The sequence below is a fragment of the Formosa sp. L2A11 genome, assembly GCF_009796865.1.
GTDB lineage: Bacteria > Bacteroidota > Bacteroidia > Flavobacteriales > Flavobacteriaceae > Formosa.
In genome coordinates this window covers 3,411,408-3,429,598 of the sequence record NZ_CP047028.1, presented here as the reverse complement: position 1 = coordinate 3,429,598, position 18,191 = coordinate 3,411,408, and the positions used below count along the sequence as shown (strand labels likewise).

At 35.0% G+C, this 18,191-nt stretch carries 12 protein-coding genes; all 12 read left to right on the top strand.

Going from position 1 to position 18,191, the window contains the following annotated elements; genetic code table 11:
- Window positions 1-19: 19 nt before the first annotated feature.
- Window positions 20-1,057, top strand: a complete 1,038-nt coding sequence (locus tag GQR95_RS15015) for an SGNH/GDSL hydrolase family protein (protein ID WP_233265945.1) — start codon at window positions 20-22, stop codon at window positions 1,055-1,057.
- A 161-nt stretch (window positions 1,058-1,218) separates the two neighbouring features.
- Entirely contained in the window at window positions 1,219-2,976 is a 1,758-nt protein-coding gene (locus tag GQR95_RS15010; RefSeq protein WP_159023916.1) for a hypothetical protein, read from the top strand.
- A 366-nt stretch (window positions 2,977-3,342) separates the two neighbouring features.
- A complete protein-coding gene (locus GQR95_RS15005; RefSeq protein WP_159023915.1) occupies window positions 3,343-5,895 on the top strand; it encodes a glycoside hydrolase family 3 protein in 2,553 nt (850 codons plus the stop codon).
- Window positions 5,896-5,919: 24 nt separating this feature from the next.
- Window positions 5,920-6,438: a family 16 glycoside hydrolase gene (locus GQR95_RS16980; RefSeq protein ID WP_159023914.1), complete on the top strand. Its 519-nt coding sequence runs from the start codon at window positions 5,920-5,922 to the stop codon at window positions 6,436-6,438.
- Window positions 6,419-6,748 carry a family 16 glycoside hydrolase gene (locus GQR95_RS16975; RefSeq protein ID WP_159023913.1) on the top strand — a complete coding sequence of 110 codons (330 nt, stop codon included), beginning with the start codon at window positions 6,419-6,421 and terminating at the stop codon, window positions 6,746-6,748. The genes GQR95_RS16980 and GQR95_RS16975 overlap by 20 nt, the downstream gene beginning before the upstream one ends.
- A 51-nt stretch (window positions 6,749-6,799) precedes the next feature.
- Entirely contained in the window at window positions 6,800-7,873 is a 1,074-nt protein-coding gene (locus GQR95_RS14990; RefSeq protein WP_159023912.1) for an SGNH/GDSL hydrolase family protein, read from the top strand.
- 106 nt (window positions 7,874-7,979) lie between these two features.
- Entirely contained in the window at window positions 7,980-8,786 is an 807-nt protein-coding gene (locus GQR95_RS14985) for an SGNH/GDSL hydrolase family protein (protein ID WP_159023911.1), read from the top strand.
- Between the two features lie 11 nt (window positions 8,787-8,797).
- Window positions 8,798-10,600: an arylsulfatase gene (locus GQR95_RS14980; protein ID WP_159023910.1), complete on the top strand. Its 1,803-nt coding sequence runs from the start codon at window positions 8,798-8,800 to the stop codon at window positions 10,598-10,600.
- Window positions 10,601-10,618: 18 nt separating this feature from the next.
- Window positions 10,619-11,833, top strand: coding sequence for a putative glycoside hydrolase (locus tag GQR95_RS14975; protein ID WP_199269610.1), 1,215 nt, complete (start codon window positions 10,619-10,621; stop codon window positions 11,831-11,833).
- A 268-nt stretch (window positions 11,834-12,101) separates the two neighbouring features.
- Window positions 12,102-14,054: a heparinase II/III family protein gene (locus tag GQR95_RS14970; protein WP_159023909.1), complete on the top strand. Its 1,953-nt coding sequence runs from the start codon at window positions 12,102-12,104 to the stop codon at window positions 14,052-14,054.
- Window positions 14,055-14,102: 48 nt separating this feature from the next.
- The gene (locus GQR95_RS14965) at window positions 14,103-16,877 is read left to right on the top strand and encodes a heparinase II/III family protein (RefSeq protein WP_159023908.1); all 2,775 of its coding nucleotides are present in this window, start codon (window positions 14,103-14,105) and stop codon (window positions 16,875-16,877) included.
- Window positions 16,878-16,932: 55 nt separating this feature from the next.
- The gene (locus GQR95_RS14960; protein WP_159023907.1) at window positions 16,933-18,186 is read left to right on the top strand and encodes a TlpA family protein disulfide reductase; all 1,254 of its coding nucleotides are present in this window, start codon (window positions 16,933-16,935) and stop codon (window positions 18,184-18,186) included.
- The last annotated feature ends 5 nt before the right edge of the window (window positions 18,187-18,191 follow it).

Below are 18,191 nucleotides of genomic sequence, written 5' to 3'. Positions count from 1 at the left end.
TCTACTAAAATCATATAAAATGAAATTTTTTAAAAAAACTATAATCCTTTTTGTTGCAGGAATAATGTGCCTAAGTACAGGATTTGCACAAGAAAAATCTAATCAGAAATCAAATTCTGAATACGACCAGTTTGGTGAAACTTGGAAAAACGAAAATAAAGAGGCTATATCTAATGTTTCAGAAACCTCGTTAGAGAAACCAAGTTGGGGATATTACACTAAAAAAGATGATGTTATTTATGCGATTGTTTCCGATTGGCCAAAAGACGGGAAGTTGGTTATTGATAGACATATAAAAGTAAGAACAGCTTTTTTTGATTATGGAGCTAAAAAATTAAAAACAAAGTTAATTGATGGTAATTTAACTGTTTTTGTACCTGAAGTTGCACCAAATAATAACGCGACAGTTCTAAAAATAGTATTAACGCCTACTGAAGATTGGGCAAATTTAAACCGTTATAAAAAAGCAAATGAAAAGTTAAAAGCACCAACTAAAAATGAAAATCGAGTGGTGTTTATAGGGAATTCTATTACAGATAATTGGGATAGAGATCATGTTGTGTTTTTTGAAGACAATCCAAATTACGTGAATAGAGGAATAAGCGGACAAACAAGTGCACAAATGTTATTACGATTTAAACCAGACGTCATTGAGTTGCAACCCAAAGTAGTTGTAATTTCTGCTGGAACAAACGATATTGCTGGTAATAGAGGAGAGATAAGTGTAAAACGTGTTGCTGCAAATATTTTTTCAATGGCAGAGTTGGCTAAAGCTAATAATATAGAAGTTGTTCTAGCTGCAGTATTACCTGCGTCTAGTTATTCATGGAGCCCATCTATAGAGCCTGCAGATAAAATTATAGAATTAAATACCCTTATTAAAGCATATGCCAAAGCAAATAATATTGTGTTTTTAGATTATTATACGCCAATGGTAAATGCAGAAAAAGGATTGAAAAAAGAATTAGGTAGAGATACTGTGCATCCAAATACAGATGGTTACCTACTTATGGAGCCTATGGTGAATGATGCTATTAATACGGTTTTAAAAAAATAGAGATATAGAATGTAATAGGGGGCTTCAAACATAGATATGGTTTAGAGGCTTGTAAAATAGTTGTAGATCAACGAGATATAATAAGCGTTATGAAACCATAGCGTCCCAAACGAAGACTCTCTTTTTATTCTTCATGTAAACTTTAAGAACATTTAAAATCTATGAATAGATTTATTTTAACGCTATATTTTAGTCTAGCCATTCCATTTATCGGATTGGCTCAACAGGAGGGAAAATATTCTTCAAAATCCGATTATTGGAACAACAATACCCCGTTGGTATCTTATCGTTTACCTCTGCCTCCGATAGGATATGAGCCCACTAGTATCGATTTGGATAATGATGGAGATCCGGATATTATAAAATCCATTACAATTCATAATACACCTATCATGTGGATTGACGATGACGACGATATGAAAGAAGGCGATTTTGAAGGCGACACAGATAGCGATTGTTTACTGATTGATATTAACAAAGATGGAAATTATTGTGATATCAATGATGCAGCATTCGATTGGGTCGATACAGATGGAGATGGCGTTGCAGATATGCAAGTTTATATAGATAATGCACCGAAGGGAACAAGGCGAGGACCACATTATATGTGGATGATAGATGCCGATAAAGATAATGTATTTAACTATTTTGACTGGAATACGTTTCGTCTTCGTGCTTGGTTACATGAGGGACAATCAAATTTTATAGAAGATTACTCTGGACAGAGTACGTTCTTGAAGGCACATGCTACAACAGATCGCTTGCACGATTTGAGATTAAATTGGGAGAACCCATTTTTGTTTTTCGATTACGATGAAGATGGATTAACAGAGATGACGTTTAGGGGAACCGATAGACCTACTAATTTTCCGAACCAATATACAGAAGGCAAGATTAGCTATGTCGCAATATCTTTAGATTTAGATAATGACAATGCACCAAGCAATGAATATGATTTTGATATGTCGATTAAATTTGAAGGTGAAGGATTTGACTATATGGATCAGGTTCACAAGTTTGAGAATAAAAGAGTAAAAGAAGCGGATACATTTATTAAAGATCCCCGATGGAGAGCTGTTTCTGAGTTAATTTATCCTGGTTTTGAGACCGCTCTGGATTTAACTTACAATAGAGGTAAATGGGATAAGGTTGTTTTTGTGTATGATGAAGATGATGATTGTGAACGTTGGGAACGCGTAGAGTTTTACGATCCTATGGATTTGTTTAAAACGAGTGCAAGGAATGGTGGATTAGATAATCATATTCAATCTGATGCGGTTGGAGACCGTGGAGAGTGGGATTTGGATAACAGTGGACACGGGAATTTGTATATCTCTAAATTTGATGGAAAAATACATCTTTATGGAGCAGAATGGGGCGCATGGAGAATAGATCAATTGGCTTTTTCTTATCAGGCATGGGGTGGAGTAGAAGACTTCTATGAGCCTAGACATAGCCGAAAACAAAATGAATTTAGCCCTTTTAGTACCTTTAAATATGAGGATACTGATAATAATGGCTTTATCGATAAAATTGAAATGGACATCGATGGAGATACCCATTTTGAAAAAACGGTGTCTTTAAAAGAATTAGGTATTGATGATCGCTGTGAGATTATCAATATATCTGAAATGGAATATAAAGATTATAGAACACTGCATAAGTCTATGTCTGATGCTATTTGGGAGCAAGCAGAAATCGCGTTGGAAATTGCTTCAAAAAAGGGATTAAATACTTCGTGGTATGCATTTATGAAAGATCCAAAATCAGAAAATCAGAAGTATAATTATGGGTATTGGTTGCAATTTTATATTTATATGGATTTACTTGATCAGGCAAAACGCGTAAAGAACGAAATACAAATTAAAGACATTGATAAGGCTTATTTTGGAGGTAATTGGAATGCTTTAATTGATTAACAGTATTGCAGAAAATAGAGGATATATTAGAATTGTGCGTATTGCACATAATATTATGTGTTTAGATTATTAAACACCAATGATAAAATTAGCTATTGCAAAAGCAATGAAGTAGTTTATTAAAATCAAAATAGTATAATGCCTCATAGTTACTTCTAAAAAGTAATTATGAGGCATTTTTTACCTAATAACTTTTAATCCATGATATAATATTGTCAACCTCAAAATGAATCATAGTTTATAGTACTTGAATGATGAGTTATATCTTTTATTATAGAAAATTAATAGTATTGTATATAGAAAAGATGCAGTTGTAAAACGGAAGATTAAAGCATTTGAAAGACTCATTTATAGAAATTTAATAATATGAAAAAATACATTTTAATAGCGACCTATTGTATTGCTATGCTCTTTGCAGGAACAACTGTTGCTCAAGACCGAACAGCACTTCATAAGCGAGCAACAAAGCAAGCAACGGAATTGGTAAAACAAATGACTTTAGATGAAAAAGTTGGGCTCATAGAAATGACCAGTTTGCCTATAGAACGTTTAGATATTCCGGGTCACCATTGGTGGAATGAAGCCTTGCATGGTGTAGCACGTCGAGGTGAGGCAACTCAGTTTCCTGTGCCATTGTCTATGGCTTCTGGTTGGAATCCGCCTTTAATAAAAGATATGGCAACAGCTATTAGTGATGAAGCGCGTGCACTTAATAATGCAGACTCTGCCCAAGATAAAGCAAAACGATATCACGGCTTAACCTTATGGAGTCCTGTAATTAATATGGCTCGTGATTCACGCTGGGGACGTACCGAAGAAACCTATGGAGAAGATCCATTTTTAACAACAGAATTAGCGAGTTCTTTTGTAGGTGGATTGCAAGGAGACAATCCAGATTACTTGAAAACGGTAGCAACTATAAAGCATTTTGTGGTCAATAATACAGAACATAACCGGTTGTATGTCCGTCCCGATGTTTCAGAACGTGCATTACGTGAATATTATTTCCCAGCGTATCGCGATGTTATTGCTCGAGAAGATGTAGAATCTATAATGGTGGCCTATAATGGTTTAAATGGAATTCCATGTGCGGCAAATAAATGGTTGTTAACCGATGTTTTACGTAACGAATGGGGATTTAATGGTACAGTTGTTACCGATGTTGGCGTGCCAGGACATATGGTTGAAAAACATAAATATGCTAAAAACGGACCAGAAGCTGCTACAATGATGATTACAGCTGGAGTAGATATGTATTCAGGTTCAGATCGTGCTGCAGAAGTAAACGAAAGAGAATGGTCTAAGCAAGCAGTGGAACAAGGCTTAATGAAAGAATCAGATTTAGATCAAGCGATTATCCGTAATCTGGCAACACGTATTAAGTTAGGACTTTTGCGTTCAGATGAAGATAATCCGTATACTAAAATATCAACAGCTGTTGTAGGTTCAGAAAATCATTTAAAAATCGCCAGACAAATTGCTCGTGAAGGTGCTGTTTTATTACAAAATAAGAACAATGTACTGCCCGCAACACCTGAGAAATATAAATCTATTCTTTTTGCAGGACCTTATGTAAACGATGCACCTTTTGGAGCTTATAGCGGAAATGCAGCTGGTATTGCTGCAACACCTATGTTGGGAATGAAAAAAATTGCTGGAGATCGTTTTGAAATTAAAAGTCAGTTAGGAGGCAAGTGGTTATTTATTCCTGAAGGCAATTTAAATATACCTGGAAAACCAAATACTAAAGGTGTAACCGGAGAATATTTTGCAGGAACTAAACTTGAAGGTGAGCCGGTTTCGGTAAGAACAGATCGCGGTTTTGATTTAGATTTACCAAAGCCTCTAGCGCATATAGATCCTGAGATTCCACAACCTACGTTTTCTGCACGTTGGACAGCAGAATTAACGCCTAATCGTACTGGAGTACATTATTTTTCAATTACGGCATTAAGCGGAGCACGCGTTTGGATAAATGATGAAAAAGTTATAGATAATTGGCATAGCAAAGCACAGGATTCAGATGAATCCCAAGGGGTTTTTCTTGAAGCAGGGCAAGCTGTAAACTTAAAAGTAGAGTATTATAATGGCGAAGCAGAACCTGCTCGGGCCTTGTTAAAATGGGTAGAACCACAAGACGATGTGGTTGTTGAAAATCCTGAGGATAAATTATTAATTTATGTGGGAGGTTTAACATGGAGAATGTCTAAAGAGTCTCATGACCGCATGAATTCTATTGTTCCAGAAGACCAAATGGAGGAAATTAAAGCATTGGCGGCTATTTATCCTAATATGTTGGTGGTTCTTAATGGCGGAACAGTCATGCAATTGGCTGAATTAAATGAGCTTGTGCCTTCAATACTATTACAATGGTTCCCTGGACAAGAAGGTGGTTACGCTTTAGCAGAATTAATTACAGGTAAAGAGAATCCTTCAGGACATCTTCCGCTTACTTTCTATACAGATCCTGATAAATTACCAGATTTTGAAGATTACGAAATCAGTAAAGGACGGACGTACATGTATATGAAAGATAATGTAACCTATCCGTTTGGATATGGATTAAGTTATACGTCATTCGATTATACAGGATTAAAAGTAACTCAGAAGAAAAAAGAAGTCACGGCTGTTTTGGATGTGAAAAATACAGGAGTCATGGATGGAGATGATGTTGTTCAATTATATGTTACTAATTTAGATTCTGAAGTTTATCAGCCTATTCGTCAGTTAAAAGCCTTCAAACGCGTGTCTGTTTCTAAAGGAGAAACAGAGCAAGTGACATTGAGTTTTTCTATTGATGATATGGAATGGTGGGATGTCGCTAAACAAAAATATGTGGTAAATCCTGGACGATATGAAATCCAGATTGGGAAGTCTTCAGCAGAAATTGTAGAGAAACAGATTATAACTGTTAAATAACCAAATTCATTAAATTCAATTAAAATGAAAGCGAAACAATTAAGGCCTTTTATTCTTTTAGTCGGGTTTCTAGCACTAAACGTCATGGTCATGAATGGGCAATCGGATCCATTATCAGATAATGGGTTTGTTGAAATATTCAATGGTGAAAATTGGGACGGTTGGCATTTAAAGTTAAGAAACGGAGATGCCCAACAAGCTAAAAAAGCCTTTGCTATAGAAAATGAAGAGGTGCACGTCTTTAAGAATATGCCCGATAGTTTAAATTTAAATACAGGCGAGAATGCAACACATGGCTTATTTTATACCAATAAAGAATACAGTAATTACATTTTGAGATTTCAATATAAATGGGGAGAAAAAATCACAAATAATTTTGATAGATGGCAGTACGATGCTGGTGTGTATTATCATGTTACAGACGATAAAGTTTGGCCCATAGGTATTGAATATCAAATTCGTTATAATCAAATAACCAATAACAATCATACTGGAGATTTAATAAGACCTAGCGGTGCAGGTTATGATTGGGTTTTCGTCTAAAGATGGGAAAACGTTTTTAGCTCCAAAAGATGGAGGAATTCCAGAAGATAAAAGTGATTGGATGCATTTAGCAAAGCCTACTACAAATTATAATGCATTAAACAATAAATGGAATACTTGTGAAATTATTGTTATGGGTGGAGAATATACCATTCATAAACTGAATGGAGAGATTGTAAATATGGCATTCAATTTAACACCAGAATCAGGAATTATCGGATTTCAATCGGAAACGGCAGAGATTTATTATCGAAATATTCGGATTAAAGAGTTTGAAACCGCCGTACCAATAGAACTGTTTTTGGATTAATATAAACAACCAAGAATCGGTTAGACTAAAATATGTAATAAATTAAGCCTTATGGATAGAATTAAAATCAGCCTGCTTTTAGTGTTTTGTAGTACTATATTTATGGTAACGGCACAAGAGAAATCTAGTTTTGTGGAAAGTAACTTTATAAAACCAAACGATAGTGCTTTGCGGTATAATGGTGTACTGTTTTCGAAGGTCACAGAATCCGAAGCTGAGTTATATCGATATACCGAAGATTTTTTTAACGCTGGTTTCGATGGGACGCTGGAAATAACTAGAGCAAGAACACAACCGGGAATTAGTATTAGTTTTAAAACAAATAGTCCGCTTATAACATTAAAATTTGACAAATTAGAAAATAGTCAAGGGAGAAAGCGACGGTTTACGGTTTTTAAGGACGATGTCAAGGTTTATGATTTTATTTCAGATTTAGAGTTTACCATTGCTAATCCATCGAAAGAGACCAACAAATGGGAGGTGTACCTACCTCATTTTTCAGGAGTGAAGTTCTTAGGTTTAGAGCTGTCCGCAGGTTACACATTATCTGATTTACCTGAAGTTAAAAAGCCACTATACGTGGCTATTGGAAACTCTATAACTCATGGTGTAGGACAATCTGGAACTGTAGATACATATCCTTACGGTGTGGCCGATGCTTTAGGATTTGATTACGTAAACTTAGCTACTGGCGGATCTGAAATTTCGATTGAAACTTTACGAAATTTTGATGGATTATCTCCACGTTTAATTACCGTATTATGGGGGTATAACGATGTGACCTATGAAGCAGATCCCATTAGTGGGGTGCTACCGGTTTATGAAACTCTTATTAGTAGTTTATGTAGTAGGTTTCCGCAAGCCGATATCATTTGTGTATCACAAACATTTACCACTACCGTTGTGGGTAAAGTAAATCCAGAAAATCGGATGGACGTCTGGCGTAATGGCAGCACAGCGGTTATTGAAAAGCTTCAGAAACAATATGATAATTTACATCTTGTTCGTGGTTTAGATGTTGTAACCTCAGAAGCCGATTTAAAAGATAGTGTGCATTTAAATAAACAAGGCGCTAAAAAATTAGCCGCAGCTATAGTCGCTAAATATCAAGCTGAAAATAAATAATATCTGTCTGAAGTGAATGTAAGGGTGAATAAGCAGGAGATAAATAAAGGAATGCGATAAAAGTATTCCCATTGAGACTTTTTTGGATTAAAAATTTATAATAAAAATGAAACGTAAAACCTTTGTAAACCTTTTAGGTACAGCTGTGTTGGGATTAGGAGTGAGACCGTTATCTTTTGGTTTTCAGCAGACTAACGATACGAATCCTATTGTCTGTAAAAAAGCGTGGGAGACATTATGCGGAAATGTAGGATCTGTGTATAAAACCGATGCTTTTAATTATATCGACCCCAAAGCAGATCTGCCTAATGTACTTATTTATGGCGATTCTGTGTCAATTATGTATTCGTCTACGGTTATAAAAAAATTAGCAGGAAAGGCTAATGTTATTCGGTTATTTAAAAATGGTGGGGCTAGTAAAGATTTTATTCCAAATATGGAAAAAATGCATAACACTATGTTTCAGCCTAATTTAGAACAAGGTTGGAATTTTAAATGGGACGTGATTCATTTTAATGTAGGTCTACACGATTTAAAATATCTAAAAGGAAAACATTTAAATATAAGTGGAGAACAAGTGTCGAGTATAAGCGAATACAAAGCGCAATTAAGAGCGATATGCAACTATTTGAAAGCAAATTACCCTGAAGCTAAATTAATTTTTGCAACAACAACACCAGTTCCAGAAGAGGCTAAAGGAAGAAAAAAAGGAGATAGTATTGTATATAATAAAGCGGCTTTAGAGGTTCTCTCTGAGTATCCAAACATAAGTGTAAACGATTTATATACATATACAAAACCACATTTAGAAGCATGGGCACAAGAACCAGGGAATGTACATTACAATGCCTTGGGAAGTGAACAACAAGGAAAGGAAGTGGCTCGTGTAATCTCAGTAAATTTAAAAAAATAATCACTTTAAAAATGAAAAAAGCAACACATCATTTATCTCTTCTAGTATTAGTTTTATGTAGTACTGTTAATTCAATTTATAGTCAAAATAAAAAACAGATCAAGCAAAAACCTAATATTGTTTTCGTCATTACAGACGATCAGGGAATGGGAGATTTGGGAGCAACAGGAAATCCGTATGTAAAAACGCCTAATATCGATAAACTTTATAATCAAGCCATTCGGTTTACTAATTATCATGTAAGTACTACTTGTGCACCTTCTCGAAGTGCAATCATGTCTGGCCGCCACAGTAATCGAGTAAATGTTTATCATACGATTAGCGGACGGTCTTTACTGTTTGAAGATGAGGTTATTTTACCTCAAATATTGGCTCAAAATGGGTATACAAATGGTTTGTTTGGTAAATGGCATTTAGGCGATAATTATCCGTTTAGACCTATAGATCGTGGGTTTCATGAAGTTGTTAGACATGGTGGTGGCGGAATTGGACAAGGACCAGATTATTGGAGAAACGATTATTTCGACGATACTTATTGGCATAATGGACAGCTTCAAAAATATGAAGGTTACTGTACAGATGTTTTCTTTTCTGAAGCGATAACTTTTATTGAAGATCATAAAGACGAACCATTTTTCTGTTATATTTCTACCAATGCACCGCATTCTCCTTATAATTTACCAAAAGCATATTACGATCAATATCAAGGAGAAAAATATAAAGATTTAGATCCTAGACTCCGCAGATTTTATGGTATGATCACTAATATGGATGATAATTTTAAGACATTAGTAGATAAGTTAGATGCTCTTAAAATTGCAGATAATACCATTTTAATTTTTACTACAGATAACGGAACGTCGGCAGGACGTGGTACATACAATGCTGGTTTAAGAGGAGGAAAAGGGAGTCAGTATGACGGCGGACATCGGGTGCCATTTTTTATCCGTTGGCCTGATGGGCAACTTACTGGAGGAAAAGATATTGATAATCTAGTGGCGCATTACGATTTGTTACCAACGTTTGTAGACTTACTTGGATTAGATTTTAATCCGATAAAACCACTTGACGGTAAAAGTTTAAAGCCCTTATTAGATGATAAAAATGCCGATTGGGAAAACCGAATTTTATATATGGATACCCAAAGAAAACAAAATCTAATAAAATATAAGAAATATACAGTAATGGATAATAATTGGCGTTTAGTAGATGGTGACGAATTGTATAATATAGATAAGGATTTAGCACAAGAACAAAATGTAATTGCAGCACATCCAGAAGTTGCAGCCCGTTTAGCTGAAGGTTACGAACGTTGGTGGCAATCTTTTATGGATGATGGCGTAGATGAAAGATATGCATATATAAAAGTAGGTTCTCCTTACGAAAACCCGAGTAGAATCTCTGCTCACGATCTAATTTCAGGAAAATATACACCAGCATGGCACCAAAACGGAGCTGTAGAGGGTGTAACGGGATCAGGAGCTTGGAAAATAGAGTTTGTAGAAGATGGAGAATATACCATTACACTGCGTCGGTTTCCTAGAGAAAGCGGACTCGGTATTAATTCAAAATTCCCTGCTCAAAAGGAAGCGATAGTGTTTGATAAAACTATGCCTGCAAGTGTAAAATCAGATTTTACAGAAGCTTATCTGTTTGTTGCAGATTTAGATAAAACCTTAAAAATAGATAAAGATCAGCAAGAGGTTATTTTTAAAGGAAAAATCCCAGCAGGAAAATACGATATGGAAGCACAGTTAATAGATAAAGATGGACATGTTCATCCTGCCTATTATGTGTATATCGAGAAGTTATAACAGTTGAAATAAATTACAATGAAAAATAAATTTCAAGATCTAACATATACTTGTGCCATTATGTTGCTCTTATTTACATCGGTACATTTAAACGCACAAACAGATGCCAAAACATCTTATTTTAATAGCGATGGTAGCGTGTATGTTTCAAATCCAGGGTATCCTAAATTCAATTGGAATAGCACTCCCATGTATTATATGTTCGGAGATATAGAACGCGTATTAACACCAGAAGAGGTTTCATATATAGCAGCACGAACAGACTTTATATGCATAGAAAAATCACACGGGCTTAAAGTTTATGGCGCTTCAGAACTTGGTGCGAAACATGAAATAGCTGCTTTTAAAAAGGAAAAACCAGAAATAAAAGCGTTGTTTTATTTTAACTCAGCGTATGCCTGGCCATTTAGTTCATATAGCAAGAATTTTACACCAGAACAGATCAATAATCATCCAGATCTTAAAGCGTTTTTACTTAAAGATCCAGAAACAGGAGCACTAGCTTACAGAGATCATTACATTCAATTGGTGTATTTTTTCGATGTTTTAAATCCTGATTTTCGCAAATGGTGGGTAGATACAGTTGCCAAAGGCGTAGAAGAATCTGGAGCAGATGGAGCATTTATAGATCAAATGCATGGTTTTGATTATTTACGTGAAGATAAAAGTGCTGAGGTTGCAAAAGCACAAGGCGAGTTAATGGCAGCTTTGAAAAATAAATTAGGACCAGATAAAATAGTTTTAGGAAATAATGCGGCAGAAGTCGAGGCTGTATTTCCGTCTGCAGATGCTTTTATGTTTGAACATGCAGGACAAGAATTTACAACTAAAGAAGTATTGTTAAAAGAATGGGATCAGATGCTTAAGATTGCCAAAGCAGGAAAAATATCTATTTACCGTTTTGGAGCAAAAACAACAGGAACGGCATTAGCTAAAGCTGATAAAAAAACAAAACAGGCAGCAATGCCAAAACTGTCTCAAGATCAAGTTACATTTTATCAAGCGTGTTACCTTATTGGAGCACAACCGTATGCTTATTTTCAATATAATTGGTCTTGGAATTTAGCCGATGGAAATTTAGTAAACTATCCAGAACTTTCTAAACCTTTAGGTGCTCCAAAAGGCGCTTACAAACGTGTAACTCCAGTAGGGTGGGAGTTTACTCGCGAATTTGAACATGCGAGTGTATGGTTAGATACCGAAAATAGAAAAGCTAAAATAACTTGGAAATAAATAGTTTGTTTTTATAACATTTAGAGAGACTCTTTTTAATAAGAACCCAATGCTTCTAAACTTAATATATATATTAGTACATATTCTTATTTATGCTTTCAATCCCGGATATATTAGTAGAAATAGTGATAAAGGAACATAGTTTATAAAGAATGAACTATGATTTACAGCGAATGTGATTTAAAAAAAATAGTATTGTTATAGTATTAAAATATATGGTATTCATGCTGTTTATTTTTTTAACGGCAGATGACTTAACTTCTATATTATGACCTTAAAAAAAATATCATTCCAATCTATTTTACTATTCTTGGTATCAATGTTGGTTTTTGCGACTTCATGTGAAACACCTTCTGAGAAAAAACTTGAAACTTTAAATATTCAAGATTATCTAGATTTAGGTAATTCAGATACTTTATATCCGACACCAAAGCAAATGGAGTTGCTTAAAAAAGCAATGCCTGAAGATCATTTTCAGCCCGCTCCAAAAATAACAGATCGTGAATATTGGAACAAGGTTGCAGCATCTACATCTGGAAAGACATATTTAGAAAAGGCAAACGGTTTGTTAGATAGTAAACCAGAAGTGCCAATTACAGATAGTATTTATCGTTTGGCCAATAAAGACGGAAATAGAGGTATTTATAAGCCAAGATATTATCGTACAATGGATAAATTGGAACATTTTGTGCTAGCAGAATGTATCGAGAACAAAGGCCGTTTTTTACCTCAAATAGAAACGTTTTCAGATTCTATTATAGCCATGAAATCTTGGGTACATCCTAATCACGACGATAAAAATAATGGCATTTTAGAAGGGAGACGTGTCTCTATAGATTTAGGAGCTCGTAAATTCGGATCGGTATTAGCGTTAACAGAATCACTTTTAGAAGATAAATTACCTCAAGATCTACGCAATCAAATCAATACTAATATACAAAGACGTATTACGGATACATATTTAAAAAGCACAGCATTTTTAGACGAAAATAACACATGGATTAAAAGTACCAGTAATTGGAATTCTGTGTGTACAAGTGGTGCGATTTTAGCCATCATTACAAATTCAGATAATTATGAAAAACGTATAGCTGCAGTTGGAGCTGCCATAAATAGTATGGCATATTATTTAAGTGGTTTTGGGGACGATGGTTATTGTTCCGAAGGTTTAGGCTATTGGGGATATGGTTTTGGTCACTATTTATATTTAGCTCAAATTATTTACGATTATTCAGACGGACATATCGATTTGTTTAAATTCAATAATCCAGAAAAATTGAGAAATGTAGGAAACTTTCCTGAGAATTTCGAAATTCAAGAAGGCAGATGTGCTCCATTTGCAGATGGTGTATCGTCTATTTCAAGTTCAGGAAGTAATTTTGCAAATGTATTATCAGCGAAACATTATGGTGCCGTTGTGCCTAACGAAATTAGAATGGAAGAGGCTGCAGAACAGTTAGTCGCTTGGAACGATCCAGATCTTTTTAAAGTTCAAGAAAACCCTGTAGTTACAGAATTACCAAATCATACATTTTATAATGATTTTGGAATGATTATTTCCAGAGGAAAACAAGATAATCCATTTTCAATAGCTTTAAAAGCGGGACACAATGCCGAAAATCATAATCATAGTGATGTCGGAACATATACCTTGGTTTTAGGTTCAGATATTATGTCTGGAGATATTGGTGCGCCATCGTACCGTGCCGGTTCTTTTTCGCCTAATAATAAAGCACGTAGTTCTTGGGGACATCCGGTGCCTTTAATAAATAATACATTACAATCTAACGGTAAGGAGTTTAAAGGTGTTTTTAAGGAGACAGAATTTAGTGATACTAAAGATCGCGTCGTGGTAGATATTAAACCAGCTTACGAATTACCGATGCTACAAACTTTAGAACGTACCATGGTTAATGATAAATCAGGGAACGGAACCATTACTATTGAAGATTATTTTGTAGCCTCTGAATCCGTTGAATTCGGAATCGCTATTATGACGTTAAACGATTACGAAGTCGTAGATGATCATACCGTTATTTTAACATCAGACCATCAGAAAGTAAAAGCAGAAATTGAAAGTGAAGGGTTTAAGGTGTCTATAAAAGATGTATTAGTACCAGTAGAGCATTTACGCGAAGGAGCTCCAGCGTATCGTATCGGTATTCAAGCAAATTCAAAAGCTAAAACGGGTAAAATACGCGTGATTTATACGCCGCTATAAAACAGCAACAAACAAATTATAACTAAACAAACTAATTAAACAATTACCATGTTTACAACCTATAAATACATCAATTTAAAAGATATTAAAAGTGGGCTATTAGCTTTGGGGCTTTGCATGCTTTCGGCAGGATTACATGCTCAGAACGACAACACGATTCCTTTGCCAAACGAATTCGAGCAAGGCTATCCAAGATTATACATTACCCAATCCGAGAAAAAAGGTTTAGAAAAGACCATTAAAAAAGAAGATTGGGCACAAGATGTACTTGCTGGTATTCACGAACGTATTGATACCCATGTAACACGTCACGAAACAGATCCGGAATGGATGGTATCGCGTTTAATGATGTATTGGAAAACAAAATCGACTAATGTATATATTGATGGTGTGTATTATTCGCATGCCGATGGTGAAGCGCCTGTTCCAACCGTGCGTTATACAGGAGCTCGAGATTACACGACCAATTATGTAATGCCAGACTTGGAAGACATATTGCCGTATATGGATGACGAACGCGGACTGTATCTTAGAAATAAAACAAAAGAAGGCAAACCTTTAGAATGGGTAGAGCAATCTGCAACTGGAGGGATTATTCACAAACACAATGAGAAATTAGTGAGTTATGCACGCGATGCAGCTTTTGTATATTGGTTGGAAGAAGAGGAGGCATATGCAAAATTTGCATTTGATATCTTCGATACCTATATGACTGGGATGTACTATAGAAATGAGCCTATAGATTTATTAAACGGTCATATTCAGACTTTGGTAGGTTTAACGTGCTTCCAAGTGATTCACGAAAACACGTTAATTACGGTATCAGAGCTATACGATTTTCTTCATACCTATATAGAAAACAATCATCCTGATAAAATTGAAGTTTACGATGCAACGATAAAGAAATGGACGGACTTAATCATTAAAAATGGAGTGCCTCAAAACAACTGGAATTTACATCAAGCTAAAACCATTTTAAAGGCAGCTATGGTGTTACAGGATAATAAAAACTATAGAGATAGTAAAGGGCGTGAGTATTATATCGATTATATTTTAAATCAAACTTCTGCACGCCAATGGTCTCTTCATAAATTTATGGATTTTGGGTATGATATGGAAACCGGAGTTTGGGCAGAATGTCCGGGCTATTCTATAGGTGTGACTAAAGATTTAACACATTTTATAGAAGATTTTAATCATACGTTCGACCATAATATTTTACCATATACACCAGTGATGGGCAAAGCGGTTAAAATGTTACCACAATATTTATTTCCTAACGGACAAACAGTAGCCTTTGGAGATAGTTATTACGGGCAATTAAGTACAGACGCTTTTGAAGATATGATTCGTATCGCTCAGAAAACAAATGATAAACCTTTAGAAGAAGAATTTACAGGGCTTTATAAATTGTTTACGCCAGAAACAAAGAGCGGTAAGGCGAGAAAACCAAGAGCAGAAATGAGTTCATTCTTTGCTAATAAACCTTTAGAACTGAATCCGAAATACGAGACAGCAGATGCAGCAGATTATATAACACAAACGTTTTATGCGCCTAACGTCAGCTGGCATGTACAGCGTATGGGAACCGGAACCGATGGGATGATGGTTTCATTAAACGGTTCTTTAGGAAACCATATGCATGCCAATGGAATTAACATGGAGTTGTATGGAAAAGGGCTTGTACAAGGTGCAGATCCAGGAAAAGGTGCCGGCTATTTACAACCGATTTATTTAGAATATTATTCGCAATTTCCGGCGCACAATACCGTAATGGTAGATGGCGTATCATCTTATACAGAGATGATGAGTTATCATGCATTCGACTTAAATGGAGAGTATCCAAAAGCAGAACAAAAAACAGGCTATTATAAAGATATCACGTATTCCGATGTGTATTTCCTAGAGCCAGAAACTCAGAGTGATCAAACGCGTTTGGTGAGTATTGTAAAAACGGGAGCAGAAACAGGATATTATATAGATGTATTCCGTTCTAAAAAACAAAAAGGAGGCGATAAATTCCACGATTATTTTTATCATAATTTAGGTCAAACTATGTCGATTATGGATGCCAACGGAAAACCTTTAGCCTTAACTTCTAGTGATGAAATGGGATTTGCTGGCGGACATTTGTATGCCTTAGATTATATGTGGGATAAAAAATCGATAACATTGGATGACGACTATCAAGCCGAATGGAAAATTGATATGGAAGAAGGTAAGTCAGACGTATTTATGAATGTTTGGATGAAAGGTGCTGAAGGACGCGAAGTGTTCTCTATAAAAGCACCTCCGGTAAAAGCATTTAAAGGTAATAAAGGCTTACCATATGAAGCAGATAAATCGCCATATTTAACGCTTACTGCGAGACAACATGGTGCCGCTTGGGAACACCCATTTGTATCGGTTTTCGAACCGTTTACGTCAGCTAAAGGGAAGAGCATTGCCAATATTTCAAGTTTTGAAGATGCGAATGGCAATACTGAATTTGTTGGATTACATGTATCTCATAAATCAGGACGTAAAGATGTGGTGTTTTCATCTGCTAATCATAATTTGGTAAGCTATAAAGACATGCAAACCGATGCGACATATACACTAATAGGAACCGAAAAAAATGGAGACTGGATTGTTTTTGTTGGTAAGGGTAAAACGATTAAAGCTAAAGATTATACTATCTCAGCTAATGCGATAGGAAATGTAGTTTTAGAATTTAAAAAGGGCCAACTGTGGTTGGATAATGACGTGGCTGTAAGTATAACTAAGGGCAGCTCGGAGAAGGCATTTGGTGTTGGTGATTTCCGTGAGGTGGAGTTGGATTAGAACGTGAAATCCCAAAATATAAATTCCAAAATCCAAGACCAAACCCATAACAAAAATGAAAATCACCAAAAATTTAATCTTGTTTCTAAGTATCATAGTCTTATGGAACTGTACGTCTAAAACCGATCAAAGCCTTGGAATTAACGGAACAGTAATAGGGGGAGATGCTAAATCCATTCTATTAGTTAAAGCTGGTCAGTATTTTGATTCTGATTCAATAATTGAAATACCCGTTACAGATGGAAAATTCTATTATAAAACAAAGTTAGATTTTCCAGAATCTGTTGAATTGTTCTTGGGAAAAGCAAAAAATGAAGGAGGTAGATATATGCCTTTATTTTTGAACAATGAAAAAATTGATCTAACTATATACTCTGAAGAGGAGTTTGACAAAAACCAAGTTATAGGTGGCAAGCTAAATTCTGAATATAAAGAATACAAAGAAAATTACGACAATAGATTCAACTCAAGACTAAAACCATTACAAGATAGTAAACGTTTACTATATGAAAATGACCAATATCATAGTGATAAAGCAAAATTACTATATGCAGAATTAAGAAAAACTAAAAGCCACGATGAAAAAATTATTATTTATGAAAAACTTGGAGATTTAAAAGAAGCCAATCAACATTTAAGTCCAAAAGCAGAAATAATAGAAAGTAAATTAAAACCAATTTACGAAGAGCAAAAAATATTTCAGCAAGACTACATAGAACATAATCCTTCTATTGTATCCTATTCATTTTTTATAAAAGATCTTATGTACAATAAAGAGAATATGGATATTAATATGGCTAAAAAAAATCTTCAAATACTTTCAAAAGCAAACCCTAATCATCCATACAACAAATTGGCCTCAAACTTAACAAATGCAATAGAGAACATTAAAGTCGGAAAAAAATATACGGATTTTTCTGCACCTGACTTAAATGGAAATGAAATTAAACTTTCTGATAAAATTGATGGAAAAATGGCATTATTAGATTTATGGGCTACTTGGTGTGGGCCTTGTATAGCGAAAAGCAGAACGATGGTTCCTCTATATGAAGAGTTTAAAGACAAAGGATTTACCATAATAGGCGTTGCTGGAGAATTTAAAAATACCGACAGACTAGTTGAATTTTTAGAAAAAGAACAATGGGAATGGTTAAATTTAGTGGAACTCGATAGACAAAATAAGATTTGGCAAAAATATAATGTCGATGGCAGCGGTGGCGGCATGTTTCTTATTGATGAAAATGGGGTAATACTAGCAAAGGACCCAACTGCCGAGGAAGTTAGGAGGGAATTAAAATCACGATTGTAATAAAT